A 20,469-nucleotide genomic window follows, 5' to 3' on the forward strand; every position below is an offset into this window, starting at 1 on the left:
ACCGAAGAGCAGGCGGCGTCGCTGGAGCAGACCGCCGCCAGCATGGAGCAGCTGACCGCTACCGTGAAGCAGAACGCCGAGAACGCCCGTCAGGCCTCTCAGCTGGCGCTGAGCGCCTCGGAAACGGCGCAAAAAGGCGGCAATGTGGTGGACGGCGTGGTGAAAACCATGAGCGATATCGCCGGCAGCTCGAAGAAGATTGCCGATATCACCAGCGTCATTGACGGCATCGCCTTCCAGACCAACATCCTGGCGCTGAACGCGGCGGTAGAAGCGGCGCGTGCGGGCGAGCAGGGTCGCGGCTTTGCCGTGGTGGCGGGCGAGGTGCGCAGCCTGGCGCAGCGCAGCGCCCAGGCGGCGAAAGAGATCAAGTCACTGATTGAAGACTCGGTGAACCGCGTCAATGCCGGCTCGCAGCTGGTAGGCACCGCGGGTGAAACCATGAGCGATATCGTCAATGCGGTGACGCGCGTGACCGACATTATGGGCGAAATCGCCTCGGCGTCGGACGAGCAGAGCCGCGGTATCGACCAGGTCGGACAGGCGGTAACGGAGATGGATCGCGTCACACAACAGAACGCCTCGCTGGTGGAAGAGTCGGCAGCCGCGGCAGCCTCGCTGGAGTCGCAGGCCAGCCGTCTGAGCCAGTCGGTGGCGGTCTTCAAGATCCCGCGCGCGGTGGCGGCTGGCGGCACGCGGCATGCCCAGATCGCGGCACCGGTAACCAGCCCAGCTGCGCCGCGCAAGGCGCTGGCCGCACCCGGCAGCGATGCCAACTGGGAAACCTTCTGATCAGGCTAAGCGTACAGGCGCATAGTAATACCGGGCGTTAGCCCGGTATTTTTTTAGCCGTTTCAATGCAATCCAGCCTCACGTTCCGCTTACAAAACCTTCAAAACGGTAAAAACAGCTAAACAGGCTCAGATCTGGCGATATTGCGCCGATAGAGAGCCTGCACGATTTTTTATGACTCCCGGGAAAACGATATGTTGAAACGAATTAAAGTGGTGACCAGCCTGATCGCCGTGCTGGCGATTTTTAGCCTGCTGCAGCTGACGTCGGGCGGGCTGTTCTGGTCTGCGCTTCAGAAAGATAAAGATGCCTTTGCGCTGGCGCAGGTCTCTACCCAAAACGTGACGGCGATGACCGATGCGTGGATCGCGCTTAACCAGACGCGCATCACCCTCAACCGCGCCATGCTGAGGCTGCAGAGCAGCACGGCGGCGCAGATTAACGGCGGTCAGTTAGATCAGCTGGTGCAACAAACGGAACAACAGCTGGCGCAGGCCGATCGCAACTTCAAAATCTATTACGATCTGCCCTCTACGCCCGGCCTTGACGTGGCGCTGCGGGATAAGCTGGAGGCGCAATACGCCAGCTATCACGATGGTCTGGCCGGTATGCTGGAGCGCCTGAAAGCGCGCGATCTGGAAGGGATGTTCCGCTTCAATATCGAACAGATCCAGACCAATATGCAGGATGCCTACAGCGAATGGCGCACGAAGCAGACGATGCTTGCCGCGCAGGGCGCAGAGCAGAATCAGCGTGCGTTTGTGCAGATGATGTGGCTGCTGGCGGCCGTGGCGCTGCTGGTGACCGGCGTGGTCGTCGCCTGCTGGTTTGGCCTGCGACATGTACTGATCCAGCCGCTGCGTCAGCTGCTGACCCATATTCGCACCATTGCGGCGGGCGATCTCACTCAGCCGATTGCGGTGGAAGGACGTAACGAGATGAGCCAGCTGGCGAACGGCCTGCAGGAGATGCAGCAGGCGCTGGTGAGCACCGTCAGCAACGTGCGCGACGGCTCCGACGCCATCCTGAGCGGCGCCAGCGAAATCGCGGCGGGCAACAACGATCTCTCCGCCCGCACCGAAGAGCAGGCGGCGTCGCTGGAGCAGACCGCCGCCAGCATGGAGCAGCTGACCGCCACCGTGAAGCAGAACGCCGAAAATGCGCGGCAGGCGTCGCAGCTGGCGCTGAGCGCCTCGGAAACCGCGCGTAAAGGCGGCGACGTGGTCGACGGCGTGGTGAAAACCATGAGCGAGATTGCGGGCAGCTCGAAGAAGATCGCCGATATTACCGGCGTCATCGACGGCATCGCCTTCCAGACCAACATTCTGGCCCTGAACGCCGCGGTAGAAGCGGCGCGCGCGGGCGAGCAGGGCCGCGGCTTCGCCGTGGTAGCAGGCGAGGTGCGCAGCCTGGCGCAGCGCAGCGCTCAGGCGGCGAAAGAGATCAAGACGCTGATTGAGGACTCGGTAAATCGCGTCAATGCCGGATCGCAGCTGGTAGGCACCGCGGGCGACACCATGGGCGAGATCGTTGGCGCGGTGACGCGCGTAACCGACATCATGGGCGAAATCGCCTCGGCGTCGGACGAGCAGAGCCGCGGCATCGACCAGGTCGGACAGGCGGTAACGGAGATGGATCGCGTCACACAGCAGAACGCTTCGCTGGTGGAGGAGTCCGCCTCGGCGGCCGCGTCGCTGGAAGATCAGGCAAGCCGCCTGAGCCAGTCGGTGGCGGTCTTCAAGATCCCGCGCGCCACCCAGGCGCCGCGCATGCCAGCGCGCGCGCTTACGGCCGCGCCAGCGCGCCCGGCGTTGACTGCGCCCGCCTCTGGCGAAAACTGGGAAACCTTCTAACCTGGAACCCTCTGCCCGCAGGGACGCGGGCCTTTTTATCTCTGCCTGTTTCCGCCCCGATCGCACCCGAATGCGGGCGGCCTCTCTTTTTTAACGCCTGCGGCTTCAATCCCGCCTTAGCCACATAAAGATCCCTTCACTGACGCCGATAACTGATGCGTTCCGCCAACCAATGAGGTGTTTATGTTTAATCGAGTACGCGTTGTCTCTGGCCTGCTGGGTGTGCTGGCGCTGTTTATCCTGCTGCAGCTCGTTTCCGGAAGCGCTTTTTTTAAAACGGTGAAAGCCGACAAAGAGAATTTTGCCTATAACCAGCGTCTCGCGACGTTGCAACAGGCGATGGGCACCTCATGGGTTTCCCTGGTTCAGGCGCGCAACACGCTGAACCGGGCCGGGATCCGCTATCTGCTGGACAGCCAACATGCCGGTTCCGGCGCGACGGTGCAGGATCTGGTAGCGCTGGCCAACGAGGAGCTGAAGGTAGCCGATCAGGGGTTCGCCGACTTTAACGCGAACTTATCTGAACAGGGGAAAACCGCAGATAACGTGGTGGCCCTGCAGGCAAACTACAAAGCCTATCGCGATGCGCTGGCCGAGCTGATCGGCTTTCTCGGCACGGGCAATTTCAAAGGTTTCGTCGACCAGCCTACTCAGGGTTTTCAGGATAAATTCCAGAAAGACTATAACGCCTGGCAGAGTCATAACCAGCTGCTGGCGCAGCAGGGCGTCGAGACCAATAACACCGCTTACGACCACGCCATCATGATGGCGCTCGGCCTGGTGATCCTGTCACTGCTGATAAGTCTGCTGGTCTGGACGGTAATGCGCGGCTCGCTGATCGCTCCGCTGAAGCAGAGCATCGAGCATATCCGCCATATCGCGCGCGGCGACCTGACGCAGCCGGTTACCTTTAGCGTACGCAACGAACTGGGCGATCTGCTCGGGGCGCTGCAGCATATGCAGCAGGAGCTGGCGCGCACCGTCTCTACCGTACGCGACGGCGCAGACGCCATCTATACCGGCGCCAGCGAGATCGCCGTCGGCAATAACGATCTCTCTTCCCGTACCGAAGAGCAGGCGGCGTCGCTGGAGCAGACCGCCGCCAGCATGGAGCAGCTGACCGCTACCGTGAAGCAGAACGCCGAGAACGCCCGTCAGGCCTCTCAGCTGGCGCTTAACGCCTCGGAAACCGCGCAGCAGGGCGGCAAGGTGGTGGATGGCGTGGTGAAAACCATGAGCGACATCGCCGGCAGCTCGAAGAAGATTGCCGATATCACCAGCGTCATCGACGGCATCGCCTTCCAGACCAATATCCTGGCGCTGAACGCGGCGGTAGAAGCGGCGCGTGCGGGCGAGCAGGGCCGCGGCTTTGCCGTGGTGGCGGGCGAGGTGCGCAGCCTGGCGCAGCGCAGCGCTCAGGCGGCGAAAGAGATTAAGTCACTGATTGAGGACTCGGTGAACCGCGTTAATGCCGGCTCGCAGCTGGTAGGCACCGCGGGCGAGACCATGAGCGATATCGTCAGCGCGGTAACGCGCGTGACCGACATCATGGGCGAAATCGCCTCGGCGTCGGACGAGCAGAGCCGCGGCATCGATCAGGTCGGTCTGGCGGTGACGGAGATGGATCGCGTCACACAGCAGAACGCCGCACTGGTGGAAGAGTCCGCTTCGGCGGCCGCATCGCTGGAAGATCAGGCCAGCCGACTGAAACAGGCGGTTTCTGTGTTCAATATCGGTAAAGAATTTGTCGGCCAGGCCGTTAACAGAACTACGGCGTCGAAAAGTCTACGTCTGGATGCGCCAGTAGCGGCTTCCCGCGCGGCGGTCGGTCGTAGCGACGACAACTGGGAAACCTTTTAATCGCCTGGATGGCCGGGTCGGCGGCAACGCCGCCCGGCATAGCAGCAGAATCTAATGAATTAAGTACAGTGCCAGGTGACCTGAAATGAAGAAATCGACGCTACTGGATCAAAACGAAGCGACAACCATGCTCTCGCAGATGGTTCAACGCCTGCCGCTTTCGGATACACACTTTCGTCGTATCAGCCAGCTGATCTATCAGCGAGCTGGCATTGTGCTGGCCGACCACAAGCGCGAAATGGTCTACAACCGTCTGGTGCGTCGTCTGCGCACGCTGAACATTGATGACTTTGGCCGCTATCTGGCTCTGCTGGAGAACGACGTCAACAGCGCGGAATGGCAGGCCTTTATTAATGCGCTGACCACCAACCTGACGGCATTTTTCCGCGAGGCACACCATTTCCCGATTCTGGCGGAACATGCGCGCAAGCGTTCTGGCAGCTTTAACGTCTGGTGCGCGGCGGCCTCGACCGGCGAAGAGCCTTACTCGATCGCGATGACGCTGGCGGAAACGCTGGGCGCCGGACCGGGCAAGTTTCAGGTGCACGCCAGCGATATCGATACTCAGGTGCTGGAAAAAGCGGTCGCCGGCGTCTATCGCCAGGAGGAGCTGCGTACGTTGTCGCCGCAGCAGCTGCAGCGCTTTTTCCTGCGCGGCACCGGCCCGCATGCCGGGATGGTGCGCGTACGCCCGGAACTGGCGCACAGCGTCAGCTTCGCCCAGCTCAACCTGCTGGCGAACGAATGGGCGCTGCCGGGGCCGTTTGATGCGATCTTCTGCCGCAACGTAATGATCTATTTCGATAAAGAGACGCAGGAGAAGATTCTGCGTCGGTTTGTTCCCCTGCTGAAGCCGGGCGGTCTGCTCTTTGCCGGTCACTCAGAGAATTTCAGTCAGATTAGCAAAGAGTTCTGGCTGCGCGGACAAACCGTCTATGGACTGACGAAGGAAAGACGATGAGCAAAATCACCGTAATGTGCGTGGACGACTCCGCGCTGATGCGACAGCTGATGACCGAGATCATCAACAGTCATCCCGATATGGAGATGGTGGCTACCGCGCCCGATCCGCTGGTCGCCCGCGATTTAATCAAGCAGTACGACCCGCAGGTGCTGACGCTGGACGTGGAGATGCCGCGCATGGACGGCCTCGACTTTCTGGAAAAACTGATGCGTCTGCGTCCGATGCCGGTGGTGATGGTCTCGTCACTGACTGGCAAAGGCTCGGAGATAACGCTGCGCGCGCTGGAGCTGGGAGCGGTGGATTTCGTCACCAAACCGCAGCTCGGCATTCGCGAAGGGATGCTGGCCTATAGCCAGATGATCGCCGACAAGATCCGCGCGGCGGCGCGCGCGCGACTGCACGCCCGTCCGACGATGCCGGCGCCGGTGACCTTAAAAGCGGGTCCGCTGCTCAGCAGCGAAAAGCTGATCGCCATCGGCTCGTCGACCGGCGGCACCGAAGCGATTCGCCACGTGCTGCAGCCGCTGCCGCCGACCAGCCCTGCGCTGATGATCACCCAGCATATGCCGCCGGGCTTTACCAAATCCTTCGCCGAGCGCCTCAACAAGCTCTGCCAGATTACGGTGAAAGAGGCGGAAGACGGCGAGCGCATTTTGCCAGGGCACGCCTATATCGCGCCGGGCGCGATGCATATGGAGCTGGCGCGCAGCGGGGCGAACTATGTAGTGAAACTGAATGAAGGGCCGCCGGTGAACCGCCACAAGCCCTCCGTGGATGTGTTGTTCAAATCGGTAGCCATCAACGCCGGACGTAACGCGGTGGGCGTCATCCTCACCGGCATGGGCAACGACGGCGCGGCGGGCATGCTGGAAATGCACCGCGCCGGCGCCTGGACCATCGCGCAGAGCGAAGCGTCCTGCGTGGTATTTGGTATGCCGCGAGAAGCCATCGCCAGCGGCGGTGTGAGCGAAGTCGTGGATTTAGGCAACATCAGCCAGCATATGCTGGCAAAAATTAGCGCCGGACAGGCACTGCGTATTTAACAGGCCCGTCCTGCCGGGCGAGATAACACAGGAGTAATTATGGCTGATAAAAACATGCGCTTTTTGGTGGTTGACGACTTCAACACGATGCGTCGTATTGTGCGTAACCTGCTGAAAGAGCTGGGATTCAATAACGTCGAAGAGGCGGAAGACGGCGTTGATGCGCTCTCTAAACTGCGCGCGGGCGGCTTCGACTTCGTCATCTCCGACTGGAACATGCCGAACATGGATGGCCTGCAGCTGCTGCAGACCATTCGCGCCGACGGCACGCTGGGCCAGCTGCCGGTGCTGATGGTGACCGCGGAAGCGAAAAAAGAGAACATTATCGCGGCCGCGCAGGCCGGCGCCAGCGGTTATGTGGTGAAGCCATTCACCGCCGCCACGCTGGAAGAAAAGTTAGGCAAAATCTTCGAAAAACTGGGTATGTAAGGAGATGTGATGAGCGACCTTCCGAAATCAACTGAGGATGCCGCCACGGCGCAAGACATCATTACCCGGATCGGATCTCTGACTCGCATGCTGCGCGACAGCCTGCGTGAACTGGGACTGGACCAGGCGATTGCCGAAGCGGCGGAGGCGATCCCCGACGCGCGTGACCGTCTGGATTATGTCGTACAGATGACCGCGCAGGCTGCCGACCGCGCCCTTAACTGCGTTGAAGCCGCGCAGCCGCATCAGGACAAAATGGAGGCTGGTGCCAGCCAGCTGAAAGGCCGCTGGGACGCATGGTTTGAGAACCCGATTGAGCTGGCGGATGCCCGTGAGTTGGTTTCGGATACTCGCGAGTTTCTTTCTGCGGTACCGGGACACACCTCATTTACCAACAAGCAGCTGCTCGAAATCATGATGGCGCAGGATTTCCAGGACCTTACGGGTCAGGTGATCAAGCGCATGATGGATGTGATTCAGGAAATTGAGCGTCAGCTGCTGATGGTGCTGCTGGAGAATATGCCGGAAGTCAGCGCCGAGCAGCGTCAGCAAAGCTCGAGCCTGCTGAATGGCCCGCAAATTCATGCCGATGCGCCGGGCATCGTTTCCAGTCAGGATCAGGTAGACGACCTGCTGGACAGCCTGGGTTTCTGAGGCTGGTTTTACCCCCGATCGGGAGGCGCAACGCCTCCCGATCGATACGCGTTTGCCTTATGGCGAAATTAACTCGCTTTTTCCCCGCTTAATCCCCGCTTTAACCGCCGCGTACTTTGGCATGCTGTGCTCAGAATTCCTACCCACTGAGGTTTGTCGTGGCTGAAGAGAGCGACGAGGACAAAACAGAATCGCCCACACCCCACCGACTTGAAAAAGCACGAGAGGAGGGACAGATTCCGCGTTCGCGCGAGCTGACGTCGGTGCTGATGCTGCTGGCAGGTCTCCTGACCCTCTGGCTGGGCGGCACGCTGATGGCGCGCCAGCTGGCCGCGATGGTCGCTTCCGGGCTGCGTTTCGACCACGGCATGGTGAACGACAGCAAGCTAATCATCGGCCATATCAGCAGCCTGGTCGGCCAGGCGGTCATGGCGCTGTTGCCATTGATGGGCGGGCTGGTGCTGGTGGCGATCGCCGCGCCGATGCTGCTGGGCGGTATCGTCATCAGTGGCAAATCGATCAAGATGGATTTTACAAAGCTCAACCCGCTGCCGGGTTTTTCCCGCATGTTCGCCGCCCAGGCCTGGACCGAGCTGTTCAAAGGCATTCTGAAAGCGGTGCTGGTGGGGAGCGTCGGTGGCTGGTACATCTGGTCGCACTGGAGCGAGATGCTGCGTCTGATCAGCCAGTCGCCCTCCAATGCGCTGATGCACGGGCTGGGGATGATCGCCGCCTGCTGTTCGCTGGTGATCCTGGGCCTGATCCCCATGGTGGGCTACGACGTTTTCTGGCAGCTCTACAGCTATTACAAAAAGCTGCGCATGTCGCGCCAGGAGATCCGCGACGAATTCAAACAGCAGGAAGGCGACCCGCACGTTAAAGGGCGCATTCGCCAGGCGATGCGCGCCGCCGCGCGCCGCCGCATGATGGCCGATGTGCCTAAAGCTGACGTTATCGTTACCAACCCGACGCACTACTCCGTGGCGCTGCAGTACAACGAGAAAAAAATGAGCGCGCCGAAAGTCGTGGCGAAAGGGGCGGGCGAGGTGGCGTTAAAGATCCGCGAACTTGCCGCAGAACACCGCATTCCGCTGCTGGAGGCGCCGCCGCTGGCGCGCGCGCTCTACCGGCATACTGAGATTGGTCAGCAGATCCCCGGCGCGCTCTATGCGGCGGTGGCGGAAGTGCTGGCCTGGGTCTGGCAGCTGCGTCGCTGGAAGCGCGAAGGCGGCCTGATCCCGAACAAACCGAAAAACCTGCCGGTTCCGGCAGAGATGGACTTTGCAGGAGAGAAGCGAAACGATGGCTAACCTGGCCGCAAAACTGCGTTTACCGAACAACCTGAAAGAGACACAGTGGCAGGTGCTTGCCGGTCCTGTGTTGATTATGATGATCCTGTCGATGATGGTGCTGCCGCTGCCCGCCTTCATCCTCGATCTGTTGTTCACCTTTAATATCGCGCTCTCGATTATGGTGCTGCTGGTGGCGATGTTCACCCAGCGCACGCTGGAGTTCGCTGCCTTTCCCACCATTCTGCTTTTCTCGACGCTGCTGCGGCTGGCGCTGAACGTCGCCTCGACGCGTATCATCCTGATGGAAGGCCATACTGGCGGCGGCGCAGCTGGACGCGTGGTAGAGGCGTTCGGCCACTTCCTCGTCGGCGGCAACTTCGCCATCGGTATCGTGGTGTTCGTCATCCTGGTGGTCATTAACTTTATGGTTATCACCAAAGGTGCGGGGCGTATCGCGGAAGTGGGCGCGCGCTTCGTGCTGGACGGCATGCCGGGTAAACAGATGGCGATCGACGCCGATCTCAACGCGGGCCTGATCGGCGAAGAGGAGGCGAAAAAGCGACGTACCGAAGTGACGCAGGAAGCAGATTTCTACGGCTCAATGGACGGTGCGAGTAAGTTCGTACGCGGCGACGCCATCGCCGGCATTCTTATCATGGTCATCAATATCATCGGCGGTCTGCTGGTGGGCGTCGTTCAGCACGGTATGGATATCGGCCATGCTGCGGAAACCTACACGCTGCTGACTATCGGTGACGGTCTGGTGGCGCAGATCCCGGCGCTGGTGATCTCCACCGCGGCGGGCGTCATTGTGACCCGCGTCGGCACCGATCAGGATGTCGGCGAGCAGATGGTGGGGCAGCTGTTCAAAAACCCGCGCGTAATGCTGCTGAGCGCCGGCGTGCTCGGCCTGCTGGGCCTGGTGCCCGGCATGCCGAACTTTGTGTTCCTGCTCTTTACCGCCGCACTGCTCGGCCTGGCATGGTGGATGCGCGGCCGCGAGATGGAAGCGAAGAAGAACCCGGAAGCCGCCAGCAGCTCTATCATGAAACCTTCAGATACGCCAGCCAGCACCGAGGCTTCCTGGACCGACGTCCAGCTGGAGGATACGCTGGGGATGGAAGTCGGCTATCGTCTGATCCCGATGGTCGATCACGCGCAGAACGGCGAGCTGCTGGGTCGTATCCGCAGCATCCGTAAAAAGGTGGCGCAGGATGTCGGCTTTCTGCCGCCGGTGGTGCATATCCGCGACAATATGGAGCTGCCGCCCGCGCGCTACCGCATTCTGATGAAAGGGGTCGAGATTGGCAGCGGCGACGCCTATCCTGGCCGCTGGATGGCGATCAACCCGGGAACGGCGGCGGGCACGCTGCCGGGCGAGGCGACTGTCGATCCGGCATTCGGCCTGGCCGCCATCTGGATCGACAGCGCGCTGAAAGAGCAGGCGCAGATCCAGGGCTTTACCGTGGTGGAAGCCAGCACCGTGGTGGCGACGCACCTGAACCATCTGATTGGCCAGTACGCCAGTGAGCTCTTTGGCCGTCAGGAGGCGCAGCAGCTGCTCGATCGCGTCAGTCAGGAGATGCCGAAGCTGACGGAAGATCTGGTGCCGGGCGTGATTACCCTGACCACGCTGCACAAGGTGCTGCAAAACCTGCTGACCGAGCGCGTCTCGATCCGCGATATGCGTACGATTATCGAAACCCTGGCGGAGCACGCGCCAGTGCAGAACGATCCGCAGGAACTGACCAGCGTAGTGCGCGTGGCTCTGGGCCGCGCCATTACGCAGCAGTGGTTCCCTGGCAATGACGAAGTGCAGGTTATCGGCCTTGATACCACGCTGGAGCGTCTGCTGCTGCAGGCACTGCAGGGCGGCGGCGGGCTGGAGCCGGGTCTGGCCGACCGGCTGCTGGAGCAGGCGCAGGCCGCGCTGCAGCGTCAGGAGATGCTGGGCGCGCCGCCGGTGCTGCTGGTCAACCATCCGCTGCGCGCCCTGCTGGCACGCTTCCTGCGCCGCAATCTGCCGCAGCTGGTGGTGCTCTCCAATATGGAGCTGACCGACAATCGCCAGATCCGTATGACCGCCACCATTGGAGGCAAATAATGCGCCGCTGGTGCTGGGGACTGGCGTTGCTGTCGCTGACAGCTTTGCCGCTTTACGCTGCCTCGGGCGCGTGGCAGGCCAGCGTCAGCGGCCCGGCGTTAAGCAACCGTGGCGGCTGGGTCAGATCAAAGCCGCTGCGCGCGCCGCCGGGGATTTCCGGCTCGGTTAATATTATTAACTGGCGTTATCAGCTCACCGGCCCTGCGCCGTCGGGTTTACAGGTCAGGCTGTGCGGCGCGCAGCGTTGCGCCACGCTGGAGGGCAGTAGCGGCGCGACGCGTGAACTGGCGCAGCTCGACGCGGGCGAAACGCTCTATATGGTGTTTGGCGTGGCGGGCAGGGGGGCGTTGCCGCCGGGCCTGCAGGTGCTGAGCAGCGAAGTGATGGTCAATTACCAGAACTAAAAAACCCCGCCGAAGCGGGGTTTTTTGTGGCTCAGACGCAGACGCGGATAGCATGGTCTGATCGCAAAGTCGCTCAAGGCATCCCTGCGCGCTCGGCCCGCGACATCCCTGTCGCGGGACGCTTTGCTCTTCAGTCCATGCTATCCGCTCGCTAAACCTTTTAGCCGTTTGTTACATCCGTTCTACGGTCTTAATACCTAAGGTATCAAGGCCCTGCTTCAGCGTCTTCGCCGTCAGCGCTGCCAGCTGCAGGCGGCTCTGGCGCGTGGCCTCATCTTCCGCGCTGAGGATAGGGCAGTGCTCATAGAAGCCAGAAAAGAGCCCCGCCAGATCGTAGAGATAGGCGCACATAACATGCGGCGTACCGTCGCGCGCCACCTGAATGATGGTTTCTTCAAACTGCAGCAGGCGCGTCGCCAGCTGCGCTTCGCGATCTTCGGTAATTGCCAGTGGCGCGTCAATGCTGTCAACCTCGACGCCCGCTTTACGGAACACCGAGAGCACGCGAGTATAGGCGTACTGCATATAAGGCGCGGTATTGCCCTCAAACGCCAGCATGTTGTCCCAGTCGAAGATGTAATCGGTGGTGCGGCTTTTCGACAGATCGGCATACTTCACGGCGCCGATGCCGACCACTTCCGCCAGCTGCTGCAGCTCCGCTTCATCCATTTCCGGGTTCTTCTCGCGCACCAGCGTCAGCGCGCGATCGTGCGCCTCTTCCAGCAGATCGGCCAGTTTAATGGTGCCGCCGCTGCGGGTTTTGAACGGACGGCCATCTTTGCCCAGCATCATGCCGAAAGCGTGGTGCTCCAGCGGAACAGATTCCGGCACATAGCCCGCCTTGCGAACGATGGTCCATGCCTGCTGCAGATGCTGGTGCTGGCGCGAATCGATGTAGTAAAGCACGCGGTCGGCATGCAGCGTCTCATAGCGATATTTTGCGCAGGCGATATCGGTCGTGGTGTAAAGGTAGCCGCCATCTTTCTTCTGAATGATGACCCCCATCGGCTCGCCTTCTTTATTTTTGAACTCGTCCAGGAACACGACGGTCGCGCCTTCGCTGGTCACCGCCAGCCCTTTGGCGCGCAGATCCTCGACGATGCCCGGCAGCATATCGTTATAGAGGCTTTCGCCCATTACATCCTTGCGCGTCAGGGTCACGTTCAGTCGGTCGTAGATCAGCTGGTTCTGGCCCATGGTAATATCGACCAGCTTCTTCCACATGGCGCGGCAATATTCGTCGCCGCCCTGCAACTTAACGACATAGGCGCGCGCGCGCTCGGCGAAAGCTTCGTCTTCGTCGTAGGTGCGTTTCGCTTCACGGTAGAAGGCTTCGAGGTCAGCCAGCGCGATATCTTCATGATGCTCGTTCTGCTGCTTCTCAAGGTAGGCGATCAGCATGCCGAACTGGGTGCCCCAGTCGCCGACATGGTTGGCGCGGATGACGTTGTGACCAAGAAACGACAGCGTGCGCACCGCGGCGTCGCCGATAATGGTGGAGCGTACATGGCCGACGTGCATCTCTTTCGCCACGTTCGGCGCAGAGTAGTCAACAACGATAGTTTGCGGTTCAACGGCGGCAACGCCCAGGCGCGGCTGCGTTAACGCCAGTTTCGCCTGTGCGGCCAGCCAGTCGCGGTCGAGAAAAATATTGATAAAGCCCGGCCCGGCGATCTCCACTTTGCTGGCGATGCCTTTCAGGTCAAGATGCGTAATCACGCTTTCAGCCAGCTGTCGCGGCGCCTGACCCAGCTTTTTTGCGACGGCCATAATGCCGTTCGCCTGATAATCCCCAAACTGAACCCTGGCGGACTGACGAACCTGGGGGTCGCAGTCGACCGGCGCACCGGCTAAAATCATCGCCTGACTGACTTTTTCGGAAAGAAGAGCCTGAATATTCACCGCATTACCTTCATCTGCTAAAAGGCCCGTCTGCCGCGCAGCGAGCCGTTGTCCTCATCCTGCCGACGCGCCCGCAGGCCGCGCAGAATGGAAAAAAGAAGAGGGGAAGTATACGTGAAATGTCTCGTTGCGTCAGCAGCCGCCGCGCAAGAGAGCGTGCGGGGAAACGGCGTCAGGCCGGTTTCCCGAAACGGAGATTAGCGACGGCGAAGATGACGACGTGGATTTTTGACGCTTTTGTCTTCACGCACCTTCCAGTGGCGGGAAATTGCAAATCCCATCAGTGCGATCAGGACTGCGACAACAATGAGCATGAACATAGAGCCATTCCTTGTAGTTGTGTTAGGTCAAATCTATAAGAAAGGCGGTGTGGCTGCAATTGTTTGGCTGGCAAATAAGAGTTATCTTATTGTATTAATGAATATGATAATTATCAGTAACTTAGGTCACTTTCATCCAGCAACTGCTGGACCTGAAGTCGGGATAAATCCGAATTAAAAGGGCTTATTACGTGGTTTTGCTGCAAAATTACGGTCAAATCGGATGATTCTTAACATCTTATCGCAGCCGAAGCAGGGCTGGCGGGACTTTGTATTTATTAAAAAACTTAAACAAACAGAGACGTTTTATGATTTCCAACCCAACATTTCCCTCTGAATTACAGGACTTAGAGAAGGATCTGGCGCGCTTCAGCGCTTCACTGCAACAATTCGCAGACCGCCTCGGATTAAACTTAGCGGCGCTTGAGGCTGACCATATCGCGGTACGCTGTCATCAAAACAGCACTGCCGAACGCTGGAAAGAAGGACTATTGAAGATCGGAACGCTGTTTTCCGAGGCGATGATAAACGGGCGGCCTGTCTGCCTGTTTAAACTGCATCAGCCACTGCTGCTCAACGGCTGGCAGCTGGACGTTATCGAACTGCCCTGGCCGGGGGAGAAGCGCTATCGCCACGAAGGCTTTGAGCATGTGGAAATTGTGCTGCGCGGCGATCACCAGACGCTGGGCGTGCGCGCGATGGCGCTGCTTAGCGACGATGCGCTGACGCAGCCGGGCATCTCATTCAAAACCAGCTCGCCAAAGGGCGAAAGCGATCGGCTACCTAACCCAACCCTGGCGGTGACCGACGGGCAAACCACGATAAAGTTTCATCCGTGGCGGCTGGAGGAGATTGTCGCCAGCGAGGCGGGTTAAGCGCGCGCGGCGATGGCGGCGCGCAGTCGGATGAGCGCCTCTTCCAGCGTGGCGTGCGTGCAGCCGAAGTTAAAGCGCACAAAGCGGTCGTCGCCGAAATCGCGTCCGGGTGAAAAGCCCAGGCCCCATTTTTCAAAATAGAGCGCCGGGCTGGCGACATCCAGCCCGTGACAGTCTATCCAGCCTAAATAGGTCGCCTCCGGCCGGGCCATCGACAGCCCCGGTAGCGCATTGACGGCGGCATGCAGCCGGTCGCGGCTAATGCGCAGATAGGCGAGCTGCGCGTCCAGCCAGTCATCACCGCCGCGCCAGGCCGCTTCGGCGGCGACCAGCGCCAGAATATCGACCTCGGGCACGATGCCGTAGCGCGCCTGTTTAAAGCGCGCCCGCAGTTCAGCATTGGGAATAATCGCCAGCGAGGCGCCAAGCCCGGCGATATTGAAGCTCTTGGAGGGAGAGATCAGCGTAATACTGCGCTGTGCGGCGTCTTCACTCAGGCTGGCGAAGGGGATATGGCGCGCGCCAGGCTCCAGCAGCAGATCGCAGTGGATCTCATCAGAACAGACGATCAAATCGTGCTGACGGGCAAAGGCCAGCTGCGCTTCCAGCTCGTCGCGGCGATAGACCGTACCGCCGGGATTTTGCGGGTTGCACAACAGTAACAGCTTCTCTTTGCCGTTAAGCAGGGACGCCGCCTGGCTGAGGTCAACTACCCAGCGTCCCGCCTGCAGCGTCAGCGGCACATGGATCTGCTCGCGCTCCGCCAGCTTTGCCGCGCCGCGAAACGGCGGATAAATGGGTGAAGGGGCGATCGAACGCTCATCGGGCAGGGTCATGGCGCGCACCGTCAGATTAAGCCCGCTCACCACGCCGGGCAGCACCACAATCCACTCCGGCTCTACTTTCCACTGGTAGCGCTGCTCAAAGCGCGCGATCGCCGCCTCTGTCAATCCCGTTGGTCGCCCGCCATAACCAAAAACGCCATGATCGGCGCGGTTTTTTATGGCCTCGATAATGCACTCCGGCGAGCGAAAATCGGTGTCCGCTACCCACAGTGGAAGCACATCCTGGTCACTATATTTGTTCCATTTCAGGCTATCGCTGTGACGACGGTCTATCCGTTGGTCAAAATTAAATGCCATGTGCTGTTTTCCACGTAAACTGATTTTGTAATCAGACTATCTTATCGCCCTGTGTCGAGCCAGACGTCATGAAAGGAGGAACTGATGACCACACTGGAAATTTGCTGCTACGGCGTGGATTGCGCCATGACGGCGCAGCAGGCCGGCGCCGACCGCGTTGAGCTGTGCGCCGGACCGCGCGAAGGCGGCCTGACGCCTTCCGCCGGTTCACTGGAGGCGGCACGACGTGAAATATCGATTCCGGTTCATCCTATCGTCCGACCGCGCGGCGGCGACTTTTGCTATACCGCGCGTGAATTCGAAATCATGAAATCCGACGTGGCGAGAATATGCGAAATGGGATTTCCTGGCTTGGTGATTGGCATGCTGGATGAGGAGGCGCATATCGATCGCTCGCGCATGCGGCAGATTATGGCGCTGTGCGACGGTGTACAGGTGACGTTTCATCGCGCTTTCGACCTGTGCCACAGTCCAAACCGCGCGCTGGAAGAATTAACGGCGCTGGGTGTGGCGCGCATTCTGACCTCCGGCCAGCAGCAGAGCGCGGAAAACGGAATTGCTTTATTAAGGGAACTTAATGAACAGAGCGAAGGTCCAATCATTATGGCTGGTGCTGGCGTACGCCTCAGTAACCTGCAAAAGTTCCTGGACAGCGGACTTAGCGAGGTTCACAGCTCTGCCAGCCGCCTCGTAACCTCACCGATGCGTTACCGTAAAGCCGGTGTCTCCATGTGTTCCGAAGCCGAAATGGATGAGTTCAGCCGTTACTGCGTGGATAGCGATGTGGTGGAAGCCATGAAAAGCGTGATGCAGCTCAATACCGTCAGGGTAGCCTGAATCACCACAGATTTTGCCGCGCAGCACGCCTTATGACGTGATGTTTGCAAGTACCAAACCCCAGCCATCTTGCTGGGGTTCTTTTTATCCGCGGTTAAATATTTTCTGCCGGGCGCAGGTTGCCGCCGTCTTTCCCTCAGGGTTTGGTTCCAGGCTGTCGCGCCTTTTTCAGGATAATTTTGCTCAAACCTCACCAGAGTGCGCCAGTTGCCGCCAATAAGGTTACACTCAGGTTATTGAGATCTCTGGGAGTTACACCATGAAACGCTCTCTGATTGCGGCGCTTACTCTGGGTTCGCTTTTCGTCTCCCACTCGCTGTGGGCCGCTGCCTGCGGCCCACACAGCAAGGCCGTAGCCAGCAGCAACAGCTGGATTATGCTGGGCGGCAGCGCCAAAGGCGCGGTGCGGCAGGTCATCGCTGGCGAGTTCGGCAAAGATGTGGATTCGCAAAAACGGGTGCTGGGGCAGTTCGATCCCTGCGGTATTTTGCTGGTTGCCGACGTCACTTTCGATAAAAAAGAGCACAACGTCACCCTGAGCATGGAGCAACATATCGCGCGCGTGCAGGGCGGCTGGGTGGCGGAGTACGCCTATCTGGTAAAGGTGCTGAAAGAGGGGAAAGAGCAGGTGGTCGATAACCGCCAGGGCACGATTAGCTGGCTTACCGGCCGACACGGCAATATCGTCACCGCGTCCGATAAATTCACCAGCATGGGCAAAAGCGGCTTTACCGATACGACCTATCGCTACGACGCACAGCTGCGGCTGACGAAAAGCGTTTCGCGCGGCACCGATGCGTTGACCAACGGCGAAAGCAGCTGGCACTGGAATCCGCAGGGGCAGGTCGTCAGCGCGGTAACGGCGCGCAGTAAAGATCGTTATACCTACGATAAAAACTTCCGTGAATGGCAGCTACACGGCACCGCCACCACGCCGGTCAGCTCGCTGCGAACGGTCGATGAGTGTCAGCTGTGGGATGAGGTCGGTAACTGCACCTTAAGCTATCTGCATGAAACCGAAATATTCGAGAAAGGCACGATTGAGCGGCACCTCAGCGCCGCCTACAAATATCAATACTGGGATCGTCCTGCCGAGGCGGAGTAGTGCGCAAAATGCGCCTGTCGCGCTGCTATCGCCTGAAAAATTTGTTAGGGTAAGCGGCAATATTTCAGGGAGATGCTCATGACCGCCACCTTACTTTTCTCGTTTCTCTTCGCCATTACCATTTTGACGCTGACGCCGGGCTTTGATACGGCGCTGGTGCTGCGTACCGCCGCCGCGCAGGGCTGGCGACGCGCCAGCGCAACGGCCCTCGGCATTAATCTCGGCTGTCTGGTGTGGGGCGTAGCGGTAGGCTTTGGCCTCGGCGCGCTGCTGCTGGCGTCGGAAATGGCCTATAACCTGTTGAAGTGGGTCGGCGCGGCCTATTTGCTCTATCTCGGCGTCAAACTGCTGCTTAATCCCCGGACGCAGGCGCAGGATGAAACGGCAGCCGAAGTGGCACAGCAGAGCTATTTCAGCTGCTTTAACCGCGGCCTGTTCGGCAATCTGCTTAATCCAAAAATCGGCGTGTTTTACGTCACCTTTATGCCGCAGTTTATTCCGGCGGGCGCGTCGGTGGCCCTCTGGTGCAGCCTGATGGCGCTGATGCATGTTGCGATTGGCCTGCTGTGGAATGCCGTACTGATCGGCGGCAGCCACTACTTCGCCGCACACCTGCGCCGCCCGGCGGTGCTTAAAGTGATGGACCGCCTGACGGGCATGGTGTTTATCGGCTTCGCGGCGAAGCTGGCACTCTCTCGCCGCTAAGGCTCAGGGTTTGGTGGCGACCAGCACCGCGCGCAGCGGCGCCGGGTAGCCTTCCACCGTTTTGCTGGCGTCTTGCGGGTCGAGGAATTCCGCCAGCGATTCGCTGGTCATCCAGCTGGTGCGGCGCTGCTCGTCGGTGGAGGTTATCGCATAGTCGACAATCTTCACGTCGACAAAGCCGCACTTCTCCAGCCAGCTCTTCAGCGCCAGCGCCGAAGGAATAAAGTAAACGTTACGCATCTGCGCGTAGCGTTCCCCAGGCACCAGCACATCCCGCTCATCTCCTTCGATCACCAGCGTTTCCAGCACCAGCTCGCCGCCGCTTACCAGCTGATTTTTCAGCTGAAGCAGGTGATCGAGCGGCGAACGGCGATGATAGAGCACGCCCATAGAGAAAACGGTATCGAACGCCTGCAGCGTCGGCAGCTGCTCAATGCCGAGCGGCAGCAGATGGGCGCGTCGGTCGTCGCCCAGCAGCTTGCGCACCGCTTCGAACTGGCAGAGGAAGAGCTGCATCGGATCGATGCCGACCACCAGATGTGCGCCTGCGCCCACCATGCGCCACATGTGATAGCCGCTGCCGCAGCCGACGTCCAGCACGGTTCGACCCGCCAGCGACGAGATGTGCGGCGCGACGCGCTGCCACTTCCAGTCGGAACGCCATTCTGTATCGATCTCAGTGCCGTAGAGCGAATAGGGGCCTTTACGCCACGGCATCAGGTTGCGCAGCAGTTTCTCGATGCCCTGACGCTGACGGTCGCTGAGATCGTCGTGGTGCGCGCTGACGCTGTGCAGCAGGTCAAGCTGCTGCGGCTGCAACAGCGGCAGGTGCTCAACCGACCTCTCCCAGTTGCGGAACAGGCCATGCAGGTTCTCTTTCTGCCAGGCGGCGATCTGCGCCGGCAGCACTTCCAGCCAGCTGGCGAGGGGGCCAATGGCGATTTGCTGATAAAAACGACCAAACTCAATCATTTCAACGCCACCAGCGAACCGAAGTTAAAGCACTGGAACCAGAGTTCCGCGTGAGAGAAGCCCGCCTGTTTCAGGCGCGCTTTATGCGTCTCCACGCTGTCGGTCAGCATCACATTCTCCAGCATGCTGCGCTTCTGGCTGATCTCCAGCTCGCTGTAGCCGTTGGCGCGTTTAAAGTCATGATGCATATTGAACAGCAGCTCGCCTACTTCAGCGTCTTCAAAGCTGAACTTCTCCGACAGCACCAACGCGCCGCCGGGCTTCAGCCCCTGCCAGATTTTCTCCAGCAGCTGCAGGCGCGCAGGCGGTTCGAGAAACTGCAGCGTGAAGTTAAGCACCACCAGCGAGGCGTTTTCGATGGCGATGTCGCGGATATCGGCTTCGATGACGTTAACCGGCGTCTCGGCGCGAAAGGCGTCGATATGACGGCGGCAACGCTCGACCATAGCAGGGGAGTTATCCACGGCGATGATGGTGCAGCCGGGCGCTTTGATATTACGGCGAACCGAGAGCGTTGCGGCGCCAAGCGAGCAGCCCAGATCGTAGACCTGGCTGTCGGGCGTGACGAAACGCTCGGCCAGCATGCCGATCATCGAGATAATATTGGAGTAGCCGGGCACGGAGCGCTGAATCATATCGGGGAAGACTTCAGCCACGCGCTCGTCAAAGGTCCAGTCGCCCAGCTTATCGATGGGGGCGGAAAATAGCGTATCGCGGTCAGACATAGTAAATCCGGAAAGACAACGGAAAGGGCGCTATTCTGGCAGAAAGTGCGGCGGGCTGCACCCTTTACCCCCGCAGCCGGTTAATGCAGCGTCAGCACCAGATCCCAGGGCAGATAGATAAGATTAAACACCGCCATGCCGCACAGCGCAAACAGCGTCAGCATCATGCCATACTTGCGCCCGGCGAGCGCGCTGCGGCGCAGCCCCTGCGCATGAATGACCCGCCCGGCGAAAAAGATCAGACCGGTGAGATGCACCATCCAGATATCGGCGCCGTTCATCTCCATCATCACCAGCAGCAGCAGCGCCAGCGGAATGGTTTCTATGGCGTTGCCGTGAATGCGTATCGCCACGCGCAGATCGTGAAAGCCCCCGTCGCCGAAAGCGACCCGATAGTGACGACGATAGCGCACCACGTCCAGCGCGAACTTCATCACCATCAATACGCCCAGTACCACATATAACGCGCTAATCATGTTTATCCTCTTTTA

20 protein-coding genes are annotated in these 20,469 nt (G+C 59.9%); 14 read left to right on the forward strand and 6 right to left on the reverse strand.

The features are described 5' to 3' along the window. The 10 genes from EKL29_RS17640 to EKL29_RS17685 form a co-directional block, all read left to right on the forward strand. On the forward strand, positions 1–792 hold a 792-nt coding region (locus EKL29_RS17640; protein WP_311779039.1), incomplete at its 5' end, for a methyl-accepting chemotaxis protein. 194 nt (positions 793–986) lie between these two features. Next, on the forward strand, positions 987–2,645 hold the full coding sequence (locus EKL29_RS17645; RefSeq protein ID WP_126690335.1) for a methyl-accepting chemotaxis protein: 1,659 nt from the start codon (positions 987–989) through the stop codon (positions 2,643–2,645). Positions 2,646–2,828: 183 nt separating this feature from the next. Beyond that, on the forward strand, positions 2,829–4,505 hold the full coding sequence (locus tag EKL29_RS17650; protein WP_126690336.1) for a methyl-accepting chemotaxis protein: 1,677 nt from the start codon (positions 2,829–2,831) through the stop codon (positions 4,503–4,505). A gap of 85 nt (positions 4,506–4,590) precedes the next feature. Then, positions 4,591–5,466, forward strand: coding sequence for a protein-glutamate O-methyltransferase CheR (cheR, locus tag EKL29_RS17655; RefSeq protein ID WP_120453800.1), 876 nt, complete (start codon positions 4,591–4,593; stop codon positions 5,464–5,466). Then, positions 5,463–6,512, forward strand: coding sequence for a chemotaxis response regulator protein-glutamate methylesterase (locus EKL29_RS17660; RefSeq protein WP_120453802.1), 1,050 nt, complete (start codon positions 5,463–5,465; stop codon positions 6,510–6,512). The genes cheR and EKL29_RS17660 overlap by 4 nt, the downstream gene beginning before the upstream one ends. A gap of 39 nt (positions 6,513–6,551) precedes the next feature. Further along, the gene (gene cheY / locus EKL29_RS17665; protein ID WP_120453804.1) at positions 6,552–6,941 is read left to right on the forward strand and encodes a chemotaxis response regulator CheY; all 390 of its coding nucleotides are present in this window, start codon (positions 6,552–6,554) and stop codon (positions 6,939–6,941) included. A 9-nt stretch (positions 6,942–6,950) separates the two neighbouring features. Continuing rightward, entirely contained in the window at positions 6,951–7,595 is a 645-nt protein-coding gene (cheZ, locus tag EKL29_RS17670; protein WP_120453806.1) for a protein phosphatase CheZ, read from the forward strand. Between the two features lie 158 nt (positions 7,596–7,753). Next, positions 7,754–8,905 carry a flagellar biosynthesis protein FlhB gene (flhB, locus tag EKL29_RS17675; protein WP_120453808.1) on the forward strand — a complete coding sequence of 384 codons (1,152 nt, stop codon included), beginning with the start codon at positions 7,754–7,756 and terminating at the stop codon, positions 8,903–8,905. After that, positions 8,898–10,991 (forward strand): flagellar biosynthesis protein FlhA, encoded by a 2,094-nt coding sequence (gene flhA / locus EKL29_RS17680; protein ID WP_120453809.1) that lies wholly within the window; start codon positions 8,898–8,900, stop codon positions 10,989–10,991. The genes flhB and flhA overlap by 8 nt, the downstream gene beginning before the upstream one ends. Then, positions 10,991–11,395, forward strand: a complete 405-nt coding sequence (locus EKL29_RS17685) for a flagellar protein FlhE (RefSeq protein ID WP_126690337.1) — start codon at positions 10,991–10,993, stop codon at positions 11,393–11,395. The genes flhA and EKL29_RS17685 overlap by 1 nt, the downstream gene beginning before the upstream one ends. A 171-nt stretch (positions 11,396–11,566) precedes the next feature. Here the strand turns inward: EKL29_RS17685 and argS are convergent, their stop codons facing one another. Together argS and EKL29_RS23375 are read right to left on the reverse strand one after the other, a co-directional pair. Beyond that, positions 11,567–13,297, reverse strand: a complete 1,731-nt coding sequence (gene argS / locus EKL29_RS17690) for an arginine--tRNA ligase (RefSeq protein ID WP_120453813.1) — start codon at positions 13,295–13,297, stop codon at positions 11,567–11,569. 197 nt (positions 13,298–13,494) lie between these two features. Further along, positions 13,495–13,617, reverse strand: a complete 123-nt coding sequence (locus EKL29_RS23375) for a hypothetical protein (protein WP_255729570.1) — start codon at positions 13,615–13,617, stop codon at positions 13,495–13,497. Between the two features lie 308 nt (positions 13,618–13,925). Here EKL29_RS23375 and EKL29_RS17695 point away from each other — a divergent pair, with 308 nt between their 5' ends. After that, positions 13,926–14,492 carry a VOC family protein gene (locus tag EKL29_RS17695; protein ID WP_120454208.1) on the forward strand — a complete coding sequence of 189 codons (567 nt, stop codon included), beginning with the start codon at positions 13,926–13,928 and terminating at the stop codon, positions 14,490–14,492. On the opposite strand, the gene EKL29_RS17700 is transcribed toward EKL29_RS17695, so the two are convergent. Then, positions 14,489–15,634, reverse strand: a complete 1,146-nt coding sequence (locus EKL29_RS17700; protein ID WP_126690338.1) for a MalY/PatB family protein — start codon at positions 15,632–15,634, stop codon at positions 14,489–14,491. The two genes, EKL29_RS17695 and EKL29_RS17700, sit on opposite strands and share 4 nt — an antisense overlap. A gap of 84 nt (positions 15,635–15,718) precedes the next feature. Between EKL29_RS17700 and cutC the strand changes: the two genes are divergently transcribed. From cutC to EKL29_RS17720, 3 genes are all read left to right on the forward strand, one after another. Next, positions 15,719–16,471 (forward strand): copper homeostasis protein CutC, encoded by a 753-nt coding sequence (gene cutC / locus EKL29_RS17705; RefSeq protein WP_120453817.1) that lies wholly within the window; start codon positions 15,719–15,721, stop codon positions 16,469–16,471. Between the two features lie 259 nt (positions 16,472–16,730). Beyond that, positions 16,731–17,576, forward strand: a complete 846-nt coding sequence (locus EKL29_RS17715; RefSeq protein WP_126690340.1) for a hypothetical protein — start codon at positions 16,731–16,733, stop codon at positions 17,574–17,576. 78 nt (positions 17,577–17,654) lie between these two features. Continuing rightward, on the forward strand, positions 17,655–18,281 hold the full coding sequence (locus tag EKL29_RS17720) for a LysE family translocator (RefSeq protein WP_120453821.1): 627 nt from the start codon (positions 17,655–17,657) through the stop codon (positions 18,279–18,281). Positions 18,282–18,284: 3 nt separating this feature from the next. Here the strand turns inward: EKL29_RS17720 and cmoB are convergent, their stop codons facing one another. From cmoB to EKL29_RS17735, 3 genes are all read right to left on the reverse strand, one after another. Further along, positions 18,285–19,253 carry a tRNA 5-methoxyuridine(34)/uridine 5-oxyacetic acid(34) synthase CmoB gene (gene cmoB, locus EKL29_RS17725; protein ID WP_126690341.1) on the reverse strand — a complete coding sequence of 323 codons (969 nt, stop codon included), beginning with the start codon at positions 19,251–19,253 and terminating at the stop codon, positions 18,285–18,287. Continuing rightward, entirely contained in the window at positions 19,250–19,978 is a 729-nt protein-coding gene (gene cmoA / locus EKL29_RS17730; RefSeq protein WP_126690342.1) for a carboxy-S-adenosyl-L-methionine synthase CmoA, read from the reverse strand. Before cmoA ends, cmoB begins: the two co-directional genes overlap by 4 nt. Positions 19,979–20,058: 80 nt before the next feature. Beyond that, complete coding sequence (locus tag EKL29_RS17735) at positions 20,059–20,454, reverse strand: MAPEG family protein (protein WP_120453827.1); 396 nt, start codon at positions 20,452–20,454, stop codon at positions 20,059–20,061. Between the last annotated feature and the right edge of the window lie 15 nt (positions 20,455–20,469).

The organism is Pantoea sp. YU22 (genome assembly GCF_003970755.1).
GTDB lineage: Bacteria > Pseudomonadota > Gammaproteobacteria > Enterobacterales > Enterobacteriaceae > Pantoea > Pantoea piersonii.

Coding starts and splice junctions, on each gene's coding strand:
- cheZ (WP_120453806.1), top strand. CDS start 6,951: ATGAGCGACCTTCCGAAATCAACTGAGGATGCCGCCACGGCGCAAGAC.
- cmoA (WP_126690342.1), bottom strand. CDS start 19,978: ATGTCTGACCGCGATACGCTATTTTCCGCCCCCATCGATAAGCTGGGC.
- EKL29_RS17685 (WP_126690337.1), top strand. CDS start 10,991: ATGCGCCGCTGGTGCTGGGGACTGGCGTTGCTGTCGCTGACAGCTTTG.
- cheY (WP_120453804.1), top strand. CDS start 6,552: ATGGCTGATAAAAACATGCGCTTTTTGGTGGTTGACGACTTCAACACG.
- EKL29_RS23375 (WP_255729570.1), bottom strand. CDS start 13,617: ATGTTCATGCTCATTGTTGTCGCAGTCCTGATCGCACTGATGGGATTT.
- cheR (WP_120453800.1), top strand. CDS start 4,591: ATGAAGAAATCGACGCTACTGGATCAAAACGAAGCGACAACCATGCTC.
- EKL29_RS17735 (WP_120453827.1), bottom strand. CDS start 20,454: ATGATTAGCGCGTTATATGTGGTACTGGGCGTATTGATGGTGATGAAG.
- cmoB (WP_126690341.1), bottom strand. CDS start 19,253: ATGATTGAGTTTGGTCGTTTTTATCAGCAAATCGCCATTGGCCCCCTC.
- EKL29_RS17720 (WP_120453821.1), top strand. CDS start 17,655: ATGACCGCCACCTTACTTTTCTCGTTTCTCTTCGCCATTACCATTTTG.
- EKL29_RS17715 (WP_126690340.1), top strand. CDS start 16,731: ATGAAACGCTCTCTGATTGCGGCGCTTACTCTGGGTTCGCTTTTCGTC.
- EKL29_RS17650 (WP_126690336.1), top strand. CDS start 2,829: ATGTTTAATCGAGTACGCGTTGTCTCTGGCCTGCTGGGTGTGCTGGCG.
- EKL29_RS17700 (WP_126690338.1), bottom strand. CDS start 15,634: ATGGCATTTAATTTTGACCAACGGATAGACCGTCGTCACAGCGATAGC.
- EKL29_RS17645 (WP_126690335.1), top strand. CDS start 987: ATGTTGAAACGAATTAAAGTGGTGACCAGCCTGATCGCCGTGCTGGCG.
- cutC (WP_120453817.1), top strand. CDS start 15,719: ATGACCACACTGGAAATTTGCTGCTACGGCGTGGATTGCGCCATGACG.
- flhA (WP_120453809.1), top strand. CDS start 8,898: ATGGCTAACCTGGCCGCAAAACTGCGTTTACCGAACAACCTGAAAGAG.
- EKL29_RS17695 (WP_120454208.1), top strand. CDS start 13,926: ATGATTTCCAACCCAACATTTCCCTCTGAATTACAGGACTTAGAGAAG.
- EKL29_RS17660 (WP_120453802.1), top strand. CDS start 5,463: ATGAGCAAAATCACCGTAATGTGCGTGGACGACTCCGCGCTGATGCGA.